The 16,913-nt window shown below is 36.2% G+C and carries 13 protein-coding genes and 2 pseudogenes; 9 read left to right on the top strand and 6 right to left on the bottom strand.

What is annotated here, in order from left to right:
* Positions 1-262: 262 nt before the first annotated feature.
* Positions 263-1,547 (bottom strand): annotated as a pseudogene (gene ltrA, locus EL101_RS09900) (group II intron reverse transcriptase/maturase).
* A 385-nt stretch (positions 1,548-1,932) separates the two neighbouring features.
* Here ltrA and EL101_RS13715 point away from each other — a divergent pair.
* The 5 genes and pseudogenes from EL101_RS13715 to EL101_RS09880 all read left to right on the top strand — a co-directional run bounded on the left by EL101_RS13715 (position 1,933) and on the right by EL101_RS09880 (position 5,228).
* On the top strand, positions 1,933-2,307 hold the full coding sequence (locus tag EL101_RS13715; RefSeq protein ID WP_258026460.1) for an ATP-binding protein: 375 nt from the start codon (positions 1,933-1,935) through the stop codon (positions 2,305-2,307).
* Between the two features lie 32 nt (positions 2,308-2,339).
* The gene (locus EL101_RS13710; RefSeq protein WP_308446753.1) at positions 2,340-2,510 is read left to right on the top strand and encodes an ATP-binding protein; all 171 of its coding nucleotides are present in this window, start codon (positions 2,340-2,342) and stop codon (positions 2,508-2,510) included.
* 542 nt (positions 2,511-3,052) lie between these two features.
* The gene (locus EL101_RS09890) at positions 3,053-3,877 is read left to right on the top strand and encodes a CPBP family intramembrane glutamic endopeptidase (RefSeq protein ID WP_096598307.1); all 825 of its coding nucleotides are present in this window, start codon (positions 3,053-3,055) and stop codon (positions 3,875-3,877) included.
* A gap of 203 nt (positions 3,878-4,080) precedes the next feature.
* Positions 4,081-4,802, top strand: a pseudogene (locus EL101_RS09885) (SAR2788 family putative toxin); the annotation flags it as partial.
* A complete protein-coding gene (locus tag EL101_RS09880) occupies positions 4,803-5,228 on the top strand; it encodes a hypothetical protein (RefSeq protein ID WP_096598306.1) in 426 nt (141 codons plus the stop codon).
* Between the two features lie 117 nt (positions 5,229-5,345).
* Here EL101_RS09880 and EL101_RS09875 read toward each other — a convergent pair whose 3' ends face one another.
* The 3 genes from EL101_RS09875 to EL101_RS09865 form a co-directional block, all read right to left on the bottom strand.
* Positions 5,346-6,239, bottom strand: coding sequence for a PTS system mannose/fructose/sorbose family transporter subunit IID (locus EL101_RS09875; protein ID WP_096598304.1), 894 nt, complete (start codon positions 6,237-6,239; stop codon positions 5,346-5,348).
* Complete coding sequence (locus EL101_RS09870; RefSeq protein WP_096542708.1) at positions 6,226-7,122, bottom strand: PTS mannose/fructose/sorbose/N-acetylgalactosamine transporter subunit IIC; 897 nt, start codon at positions 7,120-7,122, stop codon at positions 6,226-6,228. The genes EL101_RS09875 and EL101_RS09870 overlap by 14 nt, the downstream gene beginning before the upstream one ends.
* A 104-nt stretch (positions 7,123-7,226) precedes the next feature.
* Entirely contained in the window at positions 7,227-8,717 is a 1,491-nt protein-coding gene (locus tag EL101_RS09865; RefSeq protein WP_096598302.1) for an arylsulfatase, read from the bottom strand.
* Between the two features lie 394 nt (positions 8,718-9,111).
* Here EL101_RS09865 and EL101_RS09860 point away from each other — a divergent pair, with 394 nt between their 5' ends.
* A complete protein-coding gene (locus tag EL101_RS09860; RefSeq protein ID WP_096598301.1) occupies positions 9,112-9,834 on the top strand; it encodes a hypothetical protein in 723 nt (240 codons plus the stop codon).
* Between the two features lie 122 nt (positions 9,835-9,956).
* Here EL101_RS09860 and ltaA read toward each other — a convergent pair whose 3' ends face one another.
* Entirely contained in the window at positions 9,957-11,141 is a 1,185-nt protein-coding gene (ltaA, locus tag EL101_RS09855; RefSeq protein ID WP_170141207.1) for a lipoteichoic acid biosynthesis MFS flippase LtaA, read from the bottom strand.
* Entirely contained in the window at positions 11,119-12,294 is a 1,176-nt protein-coding gene (locus EL101_RS09850) for a diglucosyl diacylglycerol synthase (protein WP_096598297.1), read from the bottom strand. Before EL101_RS09850 ends, ltaA begins: the two co-directional genes overlap by 23 nt.
* Before the next feature lie 520 nt (positions 12,295-12,814).
* On the opposite strand from EL101_RS09850, the gene EL101_RS09845 reads away from it, so the two are divergent.
* From EL101_RS09845 to EL101_RS09835, 3 genes are read left to right on the top strand one after another with little or no spacing between them, the layout of a single operon-like run.
* Entirely contained in the window at positions 12,815-14,299 is a 1,485-nt protein-coding gene (locus tag EL101_RS09845; protein ID WP_096598295.1) for a UDP-N-acetylmuramoyl-L-alanyl-D-glutamate--L-lysine ligase, read from the top strand.
* Complete coding sequence (locus tag EL101_RS09840) at positions 14,289-14,528, top strand: YueH family protein (RefSeq protein ID WP_015728912.1); 240 nt, start codon at positions 14,289-14,291, stop codon at positions 14,526-14,528. Before EL101_RS09845 ends, EL101_RS09840 begins: the two co-directional genes overlap by 11 nt.
* Before the next feature lie 20 nt (positions 14,529-14,548).
* The gene (locus EL101_RS09835) at positions 14,549-16,111 is read left to right on the top strand and encodes a peptide chain release factor 3 (RefSeq protein WP_096588953.1); all 1,563 of its coding nucleotides are present in this window, start codon (positions 14,549-14,551) and stop codon (positions 16,109-16,111) included.
* Positions 16,112-16,913 lie beyond the last annotated feature (802 nt).

Here is a 16,913-nt window from a genome sequence, read left to right as displayed (position 1 = left end):
AAATGGATACCAAGAAAAACTTACAAATTCTAACTTCGACAATATCTTAACATTAATATTTTTTATATTCTTTATCTATGCATTAATTTTCTATATAATTAGTATATTCAAATTTAAAAATCTTGAGTACTAGTGATGCTAGACTAAGAAACGGACGGGGCTGGGACATAGACCTTCAGTTCCTTTATCGAGTAGGAGAATAGCCATTAATTGACTATTCGTCCTCTCATACCACCGAGCATACCGTTCCGTACTCGGCGATTCAATATCTTGCGTAATCCGACTCTGCAAGCTGGGTTAAAGGTATCAGCCCCACTTGTAGAGTTGCTTTTTTGTAAGTGCACGATGAACCTCATGCGTGTTCGATAATCGCCAGCATTTCTTACGTGACTGTGCGATTCTCATCGCACTAATATGGTCAAGACCATATTGGCGTAACATCTTATATTTAGTTTTTACTCTTTTCCACCGTTTAAGAATGAGTTGTCTAAGTCGACGGTTTAACCAAGATTGCGTGGTTTCAATAAATCCTCTGATAAAACCTCTACCAAAATAATTTATCTAACCTCGCGTCACTTGATTAATTTCAGTGATAATCTCTTTAAAGGTACCGGGTCTATTTCGTTTCGTTATTTTCCTTAAGATGCGTATTAAATTTCTTTTTGCTTCCGTAGTCGGTCTGAAACGATAAACCCATTGACCTTGGTTATTAGACAATTCAAGAACTTTAAACGTGTGACTGCTCCGACTCTACTTTTCTCTTCATTGACAACCAACTTCAGTTGTTTTTCAATGAATTTCGTTACACTCGTCATGACGCGTTCACCTGCACGTTTTGTGCGTACAAAGATGACAAAGTCATCTGCATATCGTACAAAACGGTGTCCACACTTTTCGAGTTCTTTATCCAGTTCATGTAGATAAATATTACATAGTAAGGGAGAGATAACGCCCCCTTGTGGTGCACCTATCTTTCTTTCTGCGACTTCGCCAGATAGGTCAATGGCAGCCACTTGTAAGCTTCTACGGATAAATGTGGAAATTGACTTGTCTTGAACATGGCGTTCGAACAGATACATGAGCTTATCATGGTTCAACATGTCAAAGCACTGTTTCAAATCACAATCTACGGCTATTTTATAACCTTCTTCGTAGTAAGTGGCACATTGCTTAAGTGCTGTGCCTGTGCTACGATTAGGTCTGAAGCCATGGCTGTGATTTGAAAATGTTCGGTCGATGCCAGGTTCAATCACTTGTCTAATCGCTTGTTGTATTACTCTGTCTCTAGCGACAGGAATACCAAGCACACGCATTTTCCCATTTGGTTTGGGGATTTGAACTTTTCGAACTGCTTGAGGTTGATATGAACCATCAAGCAGTTTTTTCGTTATCTGCGAAAAGTACTGCTCAAAGTGAGCATGGAGTTCGCTGACTTTCATGCCGTCAATTCCAGGAACACCTTTGTTTTTCTTAACCTTCTTGATAGCTTTTTCTATGTTGTCAGGTCTTACAACAAGATCCATCAATGATGGAGACTTACGATACATTTCTTTCATTTCATCTAAGATTTACTGTACACACTTATGTATCCTTTTTCATTCCACTACTTATTTTTCCATAAGTTGCCGGTTAAGACCGTATTCTGTACGTCGTAAACCTATAACCTTCAATCTTTACTTTGTACTGAATATTGTTTAGTCCTTCGGTACATTTTCCCTACTATAACTTCTGCTGACTTCTCATCATTCGTTGTTACTACGGTAGAGAATACCACTGATGAGACCTCCCCGGGTAAGGTGTAATCCCTTACCACTAACGTCACCGCATCATTTACTATATAGAACTCGGGTAGTATCGGGCTTCATCTTGTTTGGTAGATTCATCCATTCTATATAGCATTAGTATGATGTTTATATTCGTCGGTGCGAGTGTTTGCGCCCGGACTTCCCTCAGATTCCACTTCGCGGTGGACACCCTTGTCTTTCGCTAACAGTTCCTACTACCAAGTCTGTAACAGACTTTCACCGTCTAAGTGTTACCCACGTCGGGCGCACAAAATTTAAACATGCTATTAAGTTAGCACGTTTCCCTAATATTAAACATTTAAGTGACTTTGATTTCACGTTTCAACCAAGTATTAATAAACAAGAAGTACTCACATTAAAATCCAAGCATTTTCTAGAGAAGAGTATCAATATATGTTTCTTAGGTAATAGTGGTGTCGGTAAGACCCATCTGGCAATATCGCTAGGTGTAGAAGTTTGTAAACAAAATATCAAAACGAGATTCTATACTTTAAATAATTAATTTAAATATTAAATAATAAATAGAGAAAATGAATAATAAATAAAACTTTAAAACAATTAAACAGAATCGAACTCCTTATCATTAATGAGATAGGCTATACCCCCATCTTCAAAGAACAGGCAGATCTCCTCTATGATTTAATGTCACTAAGATATGAAATAAGATCCATAATCATAACGACGAATATCCCCTTTTCTAGTTGAGGATTCATTTAGTAATAAGATAACGTCAGCAGCCATTATTAATAGACTGATTCATCCTTCAAAAATATTTAAAATTACAGGTGATTCATACCGACTTAAAGATTATAAAAGCGAAAAAAGTTTAAACATACGTCATTTTTAAACCGCGATTGACATCAGTTTCTATTGGAATTGTAAGGTGAGACATGTTACAATTCTTATGACTCCATAATATCTCCTTTTCTATTATTTTTGTGGTTATCAATAATGATACGGTAAGTGCTTTTTTATAATACCTAAAAAAGCCCTGATTAAATGTCTTTGACATCTAATCAGGGCTTTTAGCGAAGAGGGCAGGAATTATGACTCAGTCCCATTACGGGCTAGACTAGCAAGCGAAGCACGGTAAAATTCTCTTTTTTTGGATTCTTGACATAGATCCATAGTTTATATTAATATATGTCATAACTTATTTATTATTTATAATAATTTTTTTATAGTTTTTATTGATGATTTATGAATTTTAAAGTGCATTACCTTTATTTACTTTTTTAGAAAGCGTGATGAGTTTGAGAAGCACTTTTAAAACCTTGATAACTTGTTTAATTGCTCTAATTGTAATGACTTTAATAAATGCTCTTTCACCTCTCATCGGTTTATTTAATTTTATAGGTATGGGTGATGTAGGATATGTGGCTTTTCATGTATTAATTTTAGTATTAACTTCCATAATTTTTATTTTATGGATTAAAAAAGGATTCAAAGCTGATTTGAATGATTATCGAATCACAGCACCTTATCTTAAAGTAGAGTGGTTTCTGATAAGTCTTGTAGGTATAGGACTTATGTATTTACTATTTAATATACTAACAAACGGCAAATGGGAATTTAATAATGGAAACTTATTTTTGTTAACAATAGTTATTCTTATAACTTCTTTAACTACGGCTATTTCAGAAGAACTTTTTTTTAGAGGATTTTTAATGGGTTATATCGAAAAGAAAACTAATATTAATTTCAGTTTGATTATAACATCATTTTTATTCGGTGCTGTTCACCTTATGAATGGGGTTGATAATCTTAAAACTTTATTTTTAGTTATCACTGGAATTTTTATTGCTGGGATTTTTTATGGATTGATTTCTATATATTATCGTACAATATGGGCATCAATTACAGTTCATTTCCTCTTTGATTCAACACAGTTATTCGATATTACAACCGAAAGACATAGTCAAAGTTTAATAGAGTATGTCTACCATAGTCCGTATATAACTATTACTGGTGGGGAATATGGCTCTACTGTATCTATCATTACAATGTTTTCTTTTTTAATTATGATTTCAATTATAATATTTAAAAAACGTAGAGAAAGCAATTCTTCATAAATTTCTTCACAGTTTTTTGCTACAGTGAGGTGTAAATGGCGGTTATAAAATGTAGAAAAATGGCGGAATGAAAATGCTGTTTTTCTACATTTTTTATTGTCTAAATTATAAATCACCTCTTAACTCGATTTTTGATCGGAGGTTGTTAGATTGAGATAGTATTCTGTACGTCGTAAACCTATAACCTTCAATCTTTACTTTGTACTGGAAATATTAATGCAAGTGAAACATCTAACAACGAAATCACACAAGAAGATTTACATAAAAGTAATTTACAAAATCCCAATGAAGTAGAAATTATTGATAAAACAAATAACGATACAGATCCAGTAATTGCATTATCTAAAGAAGATATTGATTTAAAAGCAAATATTCAATATGATTTGGATACTGATACAGTGGGCGTTAAGGGTAATTATATTGACGAAAATAGTAATCAATAAATAAGCAGTATAATATTTTAATAGATCAACTTGAAAATGAAGAATATGAAGCTACATTTATCGATAAAGATACTGGGGAAGTAACAAAATACAACTCAATTGAAGCTAAATCATCTGTATGGCCATTAATCATATTAGCAGCTGTAGCTAGATATGGTCTGAAATAGGCTTTAAAAAAATATGGAAAGAAAGCAACTCAAAACGCTATTAAAACTAAAGCCTAGTAAAGTTTTACCTCCAATAGCAAATTTAGGTGCAAATAAAAGAAAACACATTCTTGCTAGTAAACATAATTGGAGCAAAGTAACTAAAAACAGTTGGAGTGATGTTTCTAAAGTAATGTCACATGTTATGAGGCATGGAAATCAAAGCAGATATAAGAAAAAAGCATATCAAAAACACTTACCATGAGTGGTAGGACTGTAGTTGTAACCTATGCACGTAAAACGGTAATATATGTACCGAATGGGTGGGTCAAATAAATGAAGAGTACTAACATTATATTAAATTTATTGCCAACTGAATTACAAAAAATGTTAGAAAACAAAGATATAGAGAATGTTTTAACATACTTTATGTCAAACGATATTTCAGACGAAAAATTAGCATTTTATTTATCAAACCTTGCTAATCAAATTAACACGATTGAATATCATGAAATGGTCGCAAGCATCTATCATTTTCACTTTAATTATGTGGATAGTGCTTATGATTTAGCTTATTATCACTATTGGCAATCACTAGAAATCTCACAATTTAAAGATCAAAATCTGTTAAATGAATTTTTAGAAATTCTAGATGAACCAGATTTTGATATGATTACCAAAGAGAATATTAAAATGGTTGCAAATAAAGTACTTGAAAAAGATCCTAAAAATGATATAGCAATGAAATATGTTAAATCATAATTAAATCAAACATACTAAGATTAGTAGTGGAGTAACCTACGAGCAACAACTTATCATCAAAAAAATCCCGCTACGTTTGCCCAGCTGAGCGAATGTAACGGGATTTTATTTTCATTTTTATAATTTTTGTAAAATGCCTAAGCTTGAGAAAAGAATCGCTACGATAATCACGATGAAGATCGCACGTGTTGAGTTCATATTTTTACGACCTAATAACCAATATACAGCGAATACTACTGCTAATGGCACAAGACGTGGTAAAATCATGTCAGCATTTTTACTGAAATTGATTGTCACGTCGCCAAGTGTTGGTGCAAATGCAAATTTCACACGAATCATTGTCGCAACAAGCGCACCAACCATGAAAACACCCATTAATGTTGCTGCGTTTGTCAATGATTCTAAACGGTGTTGCATTGTTGTAACGAGTGAAATCCCTTCTTTATAAGCGAATGGTAATTGTTTCCATCTGAAGCCGATAATGAATAAGACTGCGAAGAACCAAAGTAAAATACCAAATGGGTTACCGTCTGCGGCCATGTTAGCTGCGATGGCACCGAAGATCGTTGGAATTAATGAACCGAAAATGGCATCCCCAACTGCCGCGAATGGTCCCATCAAACCAACTTTAATCCCTTTCACAGATTCTTTTGCTTTAAGTCCTTCATTTTCTTCCATTGCGATATCGATACCTGTCACAATCGTATTAAAGTAGTTACTTGTATTGAAGAATTGCGCATGTGTACGCATCATTTCTTTTAATTCAGGTGAGTTATCGCCATACATTTTGCGCAATTGCGGTAAAATTGTAAATAAGTACCCAGAGCCTTGCATACGTTCGTAGTTCCAGCCCCATTGGAAGAAGAATAAACTCCGCAAGTTGATTTGACGAAAGTCTTTCTTCGTGAGTTTATACGGCTCTTTAGGGGGTCTTCCTGTTAATGTTGGATCTTCAAACGGATTGTTTAATGCTAAAGGTTCTTTTGAATTTTTTGTTTTAGAGTTCGTCATCTTCTATTTCCCCCTCATCATCTACATTTGACTGTTGACGTTGTTGACCCGCATATCTTGGTGCTGTTTGCGTGCTACGTTGGTAAGCCATTGCTGCTAAACTGAAACCGATTAAAGCAACTGCAAGCATTGGAAGTGGACCCATTGCAGCTGTAAAGTTTTTGTCTAACCCAGCAACTGAAGTCCCTAATGTTGTTAAACCACCAAAAATCGTAACGAATAATGCAGTAATGACGAAACCAAGAATAAAGTATGGGTAATGACGTTTTAATGGTAAGTATTTTAATAAGATTGCGAAACCAACAGCTGGTAAAAGAGCACCTGCCAATGTTAAGCCATCACCTAACCATTTTAAGTCTGTGTTCAAGTAATTCACGACCGGTTTAACGATATTGCTACCGAAAGTTAAAGCTAAGAATACAGGAACCGCACGTGATAACGACCAAGGAATGGCACCATATAAGTAGTTACGCTCAATGCCTCTGTAGTCCATTTTTTCAATTTTGCTATCAATACGATGCGCAAAGAATGTGTTTGTGAAACGTGCTAAGATGTCTGTTTGAATCATTAAGCTCGCTACTGGTACACCTAATGTTGCTAGGGCTTGTTCTGGGTTCATCCCAATCGCTACCGAAAAGGCAACAGATAAAACAGTCCCTGAGTTGGCGTCGATATGAGACGCACCACCGAATGTCCCTACACCGAGGATGGTTAATTGCATACCGCCCCCGATGATAAGGCCTGTAGTGACATCACCCATAACGAGACCACTGATAAGGCCGGCCATAACAGGTTGTGCTAAAAATCCAAATGATAAGTTATCTAGGATTTGGACACCTGCATAAATTGTTAAAAGTAAAATTTGCCACCATAGAATATCCATAATTTTCAACTCCCTTTATGTTAACGCTTACATAATTTATTTAAACTAAAGCTATATGCGCATCACATATAGCTTTAGAATAAAGCAGTGTCATATTGATTTGATTATTGACGCTGACGCTGTGCAGATTTGTTTCGTGCTTGTAAATGATTGAGTGTAGGTTTTGTTTCAGATAAAATCTGAAGTTCACCATCTTTCACAAAACCTTCTTCTCTCCCTGTCAATGCTTTAATCAATTGTTGCTTCAATTCATTTTTAATCGCTTGATGTTCAGCTTCATGAATTAAGTTATGCTTTTCATGTGGATCATTTTGATAATGAAACAATTGTTCGATGCCTCTTACCGGATACCATGTATATTTCCACGTATCATTCATGATAAATTGGTTCGAATCTTTACCGAAACTGTGTTCACCATGTAGATAGTCGCGTGTCACAAAAGTATCGTCGTAAAGGGCAGGTTTTAAGCTCACACCATCAATGTTTGTTGGAATGTCGATATTGGCCAAATCTAATAAAGTTGGATAAATATCTCTTAATTCAGCAATTTGATGTAAATCGTGATGCTTCCCTTTTAATAAGTTGCCTTTATCATAAATCATCATCGGAATATGGATACTTCCTTGATACGGATACGCTTTTCTGAATAAATTGTGTTCACCTAATTGATCGCCATGGTCAGATACAAATAAAATAATGGTATTTTTGGCGATACGTTGTTCATTCAGCGCGATCAGGAAGCGACCGATTTGGTGATCGATATGTGTGATATTGCCATAATAGCCTGCACGCATCCGATCGAGTTCGTCTTTATGATAATGTCCTTTTTTAGCTGTAATACTAAAAGGTAACGGTTCCTCTATATCTTTCCAATCACCAATCTCAATCTCCGGAAATTCATCTATTTTATTCATATACATATCAAAATAGTATTGGGGCGGATTGAGCGGTGGGTGAGGGCGTGTAAATGAAAGGTTTAAGAAAAATGGTTTTTCGGGGTCTCTTCTTTGTAAAAAACGAATGCCTTCATGTACAACCCAATTTGTTGGATGATACTGTTCCTCATACATCCACGGACGTGCGACCCATGAATTCGGTTCGATACCATCGTCCATTAAATCTGCGCGATGGCCTAACTGTTCTTTCAACCACATTAAATAATCGTCAGCATATTCAAAATTTTGACCATACGGTGCGGTGTATTTACGTGCTTCGTGAAGATAACCATCATGCAACATCACATGATCAAAGCCAATACGTTTTCGTTCAGGTGTTACGTGCAACTTGCCCACTGCTTCTGTTTGATACCCTGCATTTCTAAAACTATCTGCCATAAATTGATCATAAGCCCAGTCCACATTGTCTTCATAACCGACACGACCATGATTCGCTTGTGTCAATCCTGTCATCAATGCTGCACGACTTGCGATACAACTTGGCACGGCAGTATACATTTGATTAAAATGATAACCTTGAGATGCCAACATATCCAAATGAGGTGTTGAAACGACAGGGTGGTGATGATGACCTAACGTGTCAAAGCGCAGTTGATCCACACAAATGAGGATGATATTCGGTTGTTGTTGTGTATCCATCCAATCTCTCCTTTCTCTATTTAATTTAAAAATAGCACTAATGGTACGTATTGACAATATGACCAATTTTAAAGGGAATCAATGAATTATGGGGGTGTTAATGTAAGCGTTTACTTAATTTTAAGGCATTTCAGCTTGTCATGAGTGGTTATGACCAGTTTTGAAAATTTTCGTCACTTTTACCAAAAATCTTGTTTATAGCTAAATGGAATACATGTTTTTATTTAAATGGCTATATGATTTGAATAAAGTGGAGGTTAAACGTACCTCAAATACTTCTAAGCCGTTTTGAAAAGAATGATATCGAGAATCTAAAGAAATACTTAACAAGAAACATTGAAGAATATGATGATATAATTAAAGAAATTAAGCAATATTTAGTGAGGTGAGCAATATGTATAAAGTAAAATACGCAAGTTTAAATTATTATCCTGATGTTTTATTGATTTCAAATATAGCTGTTGCAGTTGTCTTTCAGGTAGATGGAACTTCTTATCATAAGAATCACTTTAATATTATGCCAAAAATAAATAAACTTTTTACATTTGATGACGAACTTAATCCGAAATTCACTAAATTATTGTTAAATTCTATTAAAGAGAGCGTATTGAATTTTAAAGGAGAGTTATCTGACTTTACCTTCAATTATGTGAATAATTTCAAATTCACGAGTATCGAAGCTCAAACATTTAATGATTTAAAACAAGTCGAAAAGTTCATTGAAGATACGACGCGGTATATATTGCATACTTCAATGAATGAAGATAAAAAAATGACAGAAGATGAAAAGAAAGAATATATCACGACTTATCTTAAACAAAGATTTGCGAAAGTAAGAAAATCATATAGAGTCATTGGCAAAAATAAGAAAGATAACATAACATTTGATTTCATGGTTGTAGATGAAAGTGGGCAAAATATCGGATTTAAAATCATAAATAAATCAAATCAAGCCATGTACAGTATTCGTTCTTTTGCCATGCACGCCATGATTAATAAAGAAAATTTGACATTTATTTTAGATGAAGATATGAATGATGAAAAAGCGTTTGTTAAAGATTTAAAGCAGCCCAATATTATAGCGTTAGATAAAAATGAACTTATAACATTAAATTAATTTTTTACCGTACTTTTTTGGTACGGTTTTTTTATGTCCAATAGAAATAAGAAAAAATTGAAAAGCGAGGTTTAAGCATGTGATGACCGTAACCTCGCTTTTCAAATATATTTAATTATATTTTAATAAACCCGTCGTTGTTTGACGAAATATACGCCATAAAATAGAGCTAAGAAAAAGATAAGGAGTGCCGCGAAATAAAATGTAAAAATAGGGCTGCCCATAATTTGAGAGATTGGACCGCCGAATAATGGTCCAAGCATGGCACCAAAGCCCTGGATACTATTGATTACACCCCAAGTTTCTTCTTGTTCACTCGGATGGATAAATTGTGCCATAAATGTATTCCATGTCGGTAAAAGTAAACCGTACAGCAAGCCGATAAATAACGCGATAATCCAAACGATGACAATTTGCTGAATCAATGTTAATGCGAAAATTGATAAGCCATAAATGATAAAACCGGCAAAAATGACACTATACATAAAGCGTGTAGAATAGGCATCAATCATTTTTGATAAAAACAGCATTGAAATCGTACAACCAATACCGCCAATCACAATCGCTACCGTATATTCAACGGTACTGACACCGACGATATCCACAGCATATTGAGGCAGGACAGGAATGAGCGCACTGATCGCAATCCCTTGCAGTAAAATCCCAGGAAAGAGCACAAGGTGACGCTGTGACACACTCACAATTTGTCTAAGCTGTTGTTTCACATTTTTCGTATTATAATCTGTTAACTTCACTTTAACAAAATAATAAAGCACAAAAGCAATCGCTACACAAAGGGCCATCAAAAAGTTAAAATGTGTCGGATGTGCTTTGAAAATTAGGTTCATTCCAATCATACCGGCTAACATTCCTGCAAGCCATGCAAAATAAACGTAACCCATCTGAGTGCCACGTTTTCTTTCATCTACACTGGCGAGCATGATAACCCATATTGGACAGACAGCAACACCGAGCATGACAGCACTTAAAATAAGAATCATCGGCGAGGTCGGCATCCAAATAATTAAAAAGAGACTCACTAAAGCGAGAAAAAATCCTGAAGTGAGTACAACTTTAGCGCCAAAACGTTTCAACACAAAGCCAACGAAAAAGTTTGTTATTGAGTCAGCGATAAAATGTATGGAAATTGCAATTGAAGTAATACTAACGGCAATGGTCGTTGCTGTCGGTAATAAAGGTAAATAACTTAATACATACATTCCTCTTGCAAATTCCATCAGAAATAAAATGACTAATAGGATATAGAAATTCCGCATAGCCATCTTATTTGACGAGTAGTTTTGCATATAAAGGCACCTTTCCATATACAGTTTCGAATGTTGAAGCGTTGTAAAGTAAGTCTAACAAGTCTTGGCATAAACGTTTCGTCGCATGCGGTTGACGCGCTTCACTCATATTGTGTATCATTTGGTCGATTTCATTTGAGTGACGTGTTAAATGCGTTACAATATCAATCGCCTCTGTCGGTGTGTTCGCAATTTTCCCGAAGCCTTTTTGTTCAAAATAGAGCGCATTTTCTAATTCTTGACCTGGCGCAGGATTCAAGAAAATCATTGGTATTTTTCGGATTAACGCTTCTGAAATGGTAATGCCACCCGGTTTCGTAATCATTAAATGACTTGCCGCCATCCATTCATTCATATGGGTCGTATAACCTAAAATAAGCACGTTAGGATTGTCTTTAAACGCAGTAGACAATTGACGTTTCAGTTCTTTGCTGTGACCACATATCATGACGACTTGTGCATTCTGACTTTCATCAAGGATACGTTGAATCATTTCGTCAAATCCTTTAGACACACCAAACGCACCCGCCGACATTAAAATGGTTTGCGCTTCGGGATCAAGGTGATGTTGACGTAACCAAGCTGCGCGATCAATCGGCTCTTCAAATTGTTCAGAAATAGGGATACCCGTTACTTTAATACGATCACTTGGAATGCCCACTGCTTCAAATTCTTGCTTCAAATCTTGTGTGGCTAAATAATAGCGCTCAGAATTCGGTGTAATCCAGTTTTTGTGCATACGATAATCCGTCATGACCGTCGCAATTGGAATGTTCATATTAAACTGCTCAGTCAATACAGACATGACTGGTGTCGGGAAAGTTACCAAAATCAAATCTGGTTTTTCTTTTAATAGTAAGTTGAGTAATTTATTTAAACCGTAATATTTATAGAAGCACTTATCTAATTGATCAGGGCGACTATAATAAAATGCTTTATACATACGGCGGAAATACTTAAAACTATTGATGTACCACTTTTTAGTAATCGTTGTCATAATCGGATGTGCTTCGAGAAACAAATCACGTTGTATGACTGTCAGATTGTCAAGATTCATTTGATTCAACTGTTCAACAATACTGTTCGTCACTTGAATATGGCCATTGCCGAATGAACCGGTGATAATCAATATTTTTTTCTTTTCAGTGATCATGAAAGCCACCCTCCGAGATATTGAGACTTTAACTGGTTCTATGCTAGTGTACCGCAATTTGTACGTCTTGTGAAAAGTTAAAGGCATTTCTTACAAAACGAAAACAATGTTAAAATCATTTTGACTGTACACCTCGTTGTAAAAGATGAGAAAATGTGTATACGCTACCCATATTTTACGGTAAATTCATTATATTATCTTAATATACTCCATAGATAGGCACAATAGTGATTTACATATTTCAGTCTTGAGATGTAAGAAAGAATAAAATAATATTTAAATCAATATACCCTTATATTAAAATTTCAATCGTATTTGACTGATAAAAAGCAGTTGGGGTTGGGACATCAAAGTTTTTCCTATTCAACCTCATTATCCGACAGTTTTAAAATCATTAATAAATCATCGACCTATGAATAGATTGAGGCTAAAAATTTTCTGTCTCTCGTCTCCATTCCTAATAGGATTTCAAGCAAAAAAGTGTATAATAAATGAGTGTATATATAAAGGAGAGATGTCTGTGAATGCACAACAATTATTTGATCATATTTTAATTAAACAGGTCATAGGACGTTTAGATATTGAAGTGAATGATATTACGACAGATTCGCGTCAAGCAAAGGCTGGCAGTATCTTTGTTGCATCAAAAGGCTATACCGTCGATAGTCATCGTTTTGCGCAAGACGTCGTAGAACAAGGATGTCAGATTGTTGTTGTGAATCGTGCGCTTGAATTACAAGGTGACGTCACCCAAGTGGTCGTGCCAGATACGTTACGTGTCGCGAGTCATTTAGTGCATCATTTGTATGGATTTCCAAGCAAGCAACTGACGACGATTGGTGTCACGGGGACAAATGGTAAGACATCGATTGCGACGATGATTCATCACATTTATCGAAAATTAGGCAAAGGCAGTGCGTATTTAGGTACGAATGGCTTTCAAATTAACGAAACAGTGACAAAAGGTGTGAACACGACACCAGAAACCGTGGTCTTAACGAAGAAGATTCACGAAGCGGTAGAAGCAGGGGCTGAAGCGATGACGTTAGAAGTGTCCTCGCATGGGTTGAGTTTAGGTCGTTTGAGTGGTGTTGAATTTGATGTTGCGATTTTTTCAAATTTAACACAAGATCATCTCGATTTTCATGGCACAATGGAGGCGTATGGTCATGCGAAATCGTTGTTATTTAGTCAACTCGGCCAAGATTTGAGTCGTGATAAATACGTGATTATTAACGCAGATGATCCATTTTCTACTTATTTAAAATCAGTTACGCCATACGAAAGTTTAACATATGGCATTGAACAAGAGGCGCAGTTCATGGCAACGAACATTCATGAATCTTTACAAGGCGTGACGTTTGATTTTGTAACACCTTTTGGTACATATCCAGTGCGTTCACCGTACATCGGTCGATTCAACATTGCGAACTTAATGGCAGCAATGTTAGGTGTATGGGTGAAAGGTGCACCACTAGAAACGGTCACAAAAGTTGTCGCTGATTTAGAACCGGTAGAAGGGCGTTTAGAAGTACTTGATCCATCATTGCCAATCGATTTAATTATTGATTATGCGCATACAGCAGATGGTATGTCGAAATTGATTGATGCAGTTGAACCGTTCGTTAAGCAAAAACTTATTTTCCTAGTCGGTATGGCTGGAGAACGTGACTTAACGAAAACGCCTGAAATGGGACGTGTCGCTTCACGTGCAGATTATGTCATTTTCACACCGGATAACCCGGCAAATGATGATCCGAAAATGTTGACGGCCGAACTTGCGAAAGGTGCGACACATGATCGTTATGTGGAATTCACAGACCGCGCAGAAGGGATTCGACATGCGATTGAAGTGGCAGAACCAGGTGATACCGTTATCCTTGCCTCTAAAGGACGTGAACCGTATCAAATTATGCCAGGTCACGTCAAAGTGCCTCATCGTGACGATTTAATCGGGTTAGAAGCAGCGTATCAAAAATTCGGTGGAGGTCCAAATGAAGATTAGGGAAAGTCATAGTGAAAATTATTCAGCTAAAGTTTGGTTATATCACAATCAAAAAGAACATTATATTGTCGTATCGATTCCAGATTTGTACTGGTCGATTCAAATAGAAGATACACTATATGGTGAAGAACTAACAGAACATTTATTTGTGCATTTATTTAATGTAATAGATGAGGAAGAAGCACAAATTTTAGCATTGCGTATCACAAGATGGTTACAAGAAGTTTGATGAATTAAAGGAGACGTACAATGAGTATTAAAAAAGAAGTAGAATCCCGCAAGACGTTTGCGATTATTTCTCACCCTGATGCGGGGAAAACGACATTAACTGAAAAACTGCTGTACTTTAGTGGTGCGATTCGTGAAGCAGGGACAGTCAAAGGGAAGAAAACAGGTAAATTTGCGACAAGTGACTGGATGAAAGTTGAACAAGAACGTGGGATTTCGGTTACAAGTTCTGTGATGCAGTTTGATTACGATGATTTTAAGATTAACATTTTAGATACACCAGGGCACGAAGATTTCTCTGAAGATACGTACCGAACGTTAATGGCGGTCGATAGTGCGGTCATGGTCATTGACTGTGCGAAAGGGATTGAGCCACAAACATTAAAGTTATTCAAAGTGTGTAAAATGCGTGGAATTCCTATTTTTACATTTATTAACAAACTTGACCGTGTTGGGAAAGAACCGTTCGATTTGTTAGATGAAATTGAATCCACACTCGGTATCGAAACGTATCCGATGAACTGGCCAATTGGTATGGGACAAAACTTCTTCGGGATTATTGATCGAGAAGAACGTACGATTGAGCCATTCCGCGATGAAGAAAACATTTTGCATATTAATGAAGATTATGAATTAGAAGAGGTACATGACATTGCGAATGATAGTATTTTTACACAAGCGATTGAAGAGTTGATGCTTGTGGATGAAGCTGGCGAGTCATTCGATAATGATGCATTAATGCGTGGAGATTTAACACCCGTCTTTTTCGGCTCTGCATTAGCAAATTTCGGGGTACAAAACTTCTTGAATGCCTATGTTGACCATGCACCGATGCCACATGCACGTCAAACAGATGAAGAGGTTGAGGTAAGTCCGTTCGATACAGATTTTTCAGGGTTTATCTTTAAAATCCAAGCGAACATGGACCCGAAACACCGCGACCGTATTGCCTTTATGCGTGTTGTAAGTGGCGCATTCGAACGTGGTATGGACGTGACTTTGCAACGTACAGGTAAAAAACAGAAAATCACACGTTCAACAAGTTTTATGGCTGATGACAAATCGACAGTGAATCATGCTGTAGCGGGTGACATTATCGGTTTATATGATACAGGAAATTACCAAATTGGAGATACACTTGTTGCAGGTAACCAAAAGTTCCATTTCAAGGCATTGCCTCAGTTTACACCTGAAATTTTCATGAAAGTATCACCGAAAAACGTCATGAAACAGAAGCATTTCCATAAAGGGATTGAGCAGCTCGTGCAAGAAGGAGCGATTCAATATTATAAATCACCACATACGAACCAAATCATTTTAGGTGCAGTAGGACAACTCCAATTTGAAGTGTTCGAACATCGTATGAACAATGAATATAATGTCGATGTTGTGATGGAACCTGTCGGTAAAAAAATCGCGCGTTGGATTGAAAATGAAGAAGACGTGCAAGATAAAATGAGCACGAGTCGTTCGATTTTAGTAAATGACCGTTATGATAATAAAGTGTTTTTATTTGAAAATGATTTTGCGACACGCTGGTTTGAGGAAAAATTCCCTGAAATTAAATTGTACAGCTTGTTATAATGGGAGGACATGGACTACAATCATCAACCAAGTGAACTTACCCTGTTTCCTCTATTAGCATGAATATATACTATGATTGCCCCTTATGGACTCGCGTTCTTAGGGGCTGAACCTCTAACTAAATTTGGCTTGATTGAAGTGAGCACTTGATGGAAGCCAAATTGGATTTTCGGGAGCAGTACAGAAATCTCATGTGTCTCAAAGATTTCGTCGTACTACCCCCGCAAGGCTGACTAGACTTCTCAAAAGCATCAGCATTGAGAAGTCAGACAGCTACTGCGTTAAACAGTAACCACTATTAGAGTAAAGAAGTAACTGTTAGTAATATGCACGTATCCCTCAAGAGTCTCACCCATTTTGGCAATCTTTTTCTTTAACATTTGGGGAGCAGGGCAGGTGCATGTGATGTAGTGAGGTCATCTCATCAAAGTACAAGCAGTCCACTTTAACCACCCGTTTTTTGAGAAATGGATGAAAGAAAAACAAAAGTGTTGATTTTTAATATTTTATTTATTTCAAGATTATAGACTGTTATTTTCATAAAAAATTGGGTATAATGTTAACATCATAATTAAATACCTGTGACTGACTATTGTCAGAGGGGAGTAACTTGATTAGCGTCATAAACGTTAATAACGCTTTGTCGTCATTACGAAGAAACTGAATTTCTTCCGGTGAAGCGGGCATGATAAATTTGCTAAGTGAGACCTTTGCTATTGATGTAGCATGGGTCTCTTTAATTATGTCTTTGACTGAGCGTGGGTGTTCACGCGAAACATTGGAATGATACAGGGCGCGCACA

The sequence above is a fragment of the Staphylococcus delphini genome, assembly GCF_900636325.1.
In the GTDB taxonomy this organism is placed as follows: domain Bacteria; phylum Bacillota; class Bacilli; order Staphylococcales; family Staphylococcaceae; genus Staphylococcus; species Staphylococcus delphini.
The sequence above is the reverse complement of the archived record's forward strand: the minus strand, read 5'-3'. Positions and strand labels throughout refer to the sequence as shown.

Coding starts and splice junctions, on each gene's coding strand:
- EL101_RS09890 (WP_096598307.1), top strand. CDS start 3,053: ATGAGTTTGAGAAGCACTTTTAAAACCTTGATAACTTGTTTAATTGCT.
- EL101_RS09880 (WP_096598306.1), top strand. CDS start 4,803: ATGAAGAGTACTAACATTATATTAAATTTATTGCCAACTGAATTACAA.
- EL101_RS09875 (WP_096598304.1), bottom strand. CDS start 6,239: ATGACGAACTCTAAAACAAAAAATTCAAAAGAACCTTTAGCATTAAAC.
- EL101_RS09870 (WP_096542708.1), bottom strand. CDS start 7,122: ATGGATATTCTATGGTGGCAAATTTTACTTTTAACAATTTATGCAGGT.
- EL101_RS09865 (WP_096598302.1), bottom strand. CDS start 8,717: ATGGATACACAACAACAACCGAATATCATCCTCATTTGTGTGGATCAA.
- EL101_RS09860 (WP_096598301.1), top strand. CDS start 9,112: ATGTATAAAGTAAAATACGCAAGTTTAAATTATTATCCTGATGTTTTA.
- ltaA (WP_170141207.1), bottom strand. CDS start 11,141: ATGCAAAACTACTCGTCAAATAAGATGGCTATGCGGAATTTCTATATC.
- EL101_RS09850 (WP_096598297.1), bottom strand. CDS start 12,294: ATGATCACTGAAAAGAAAAAAATATTGATTATCACCGGTTCATTCGGC.
- EL101_RS09840 (WP_015728912.1), top strand. CDS start 14,289: ATGAAGATTAGGGAAAGTCATAGTGAAAATTATTCAGCTAAAGTTTGG.
- EL101_RS09835 (WP_096588953.1), top strand. CDS start 14,549: ATGAGTATTAAAAAAGAAGTAGAATCCCGCAAGACGTTTGCGATTATT.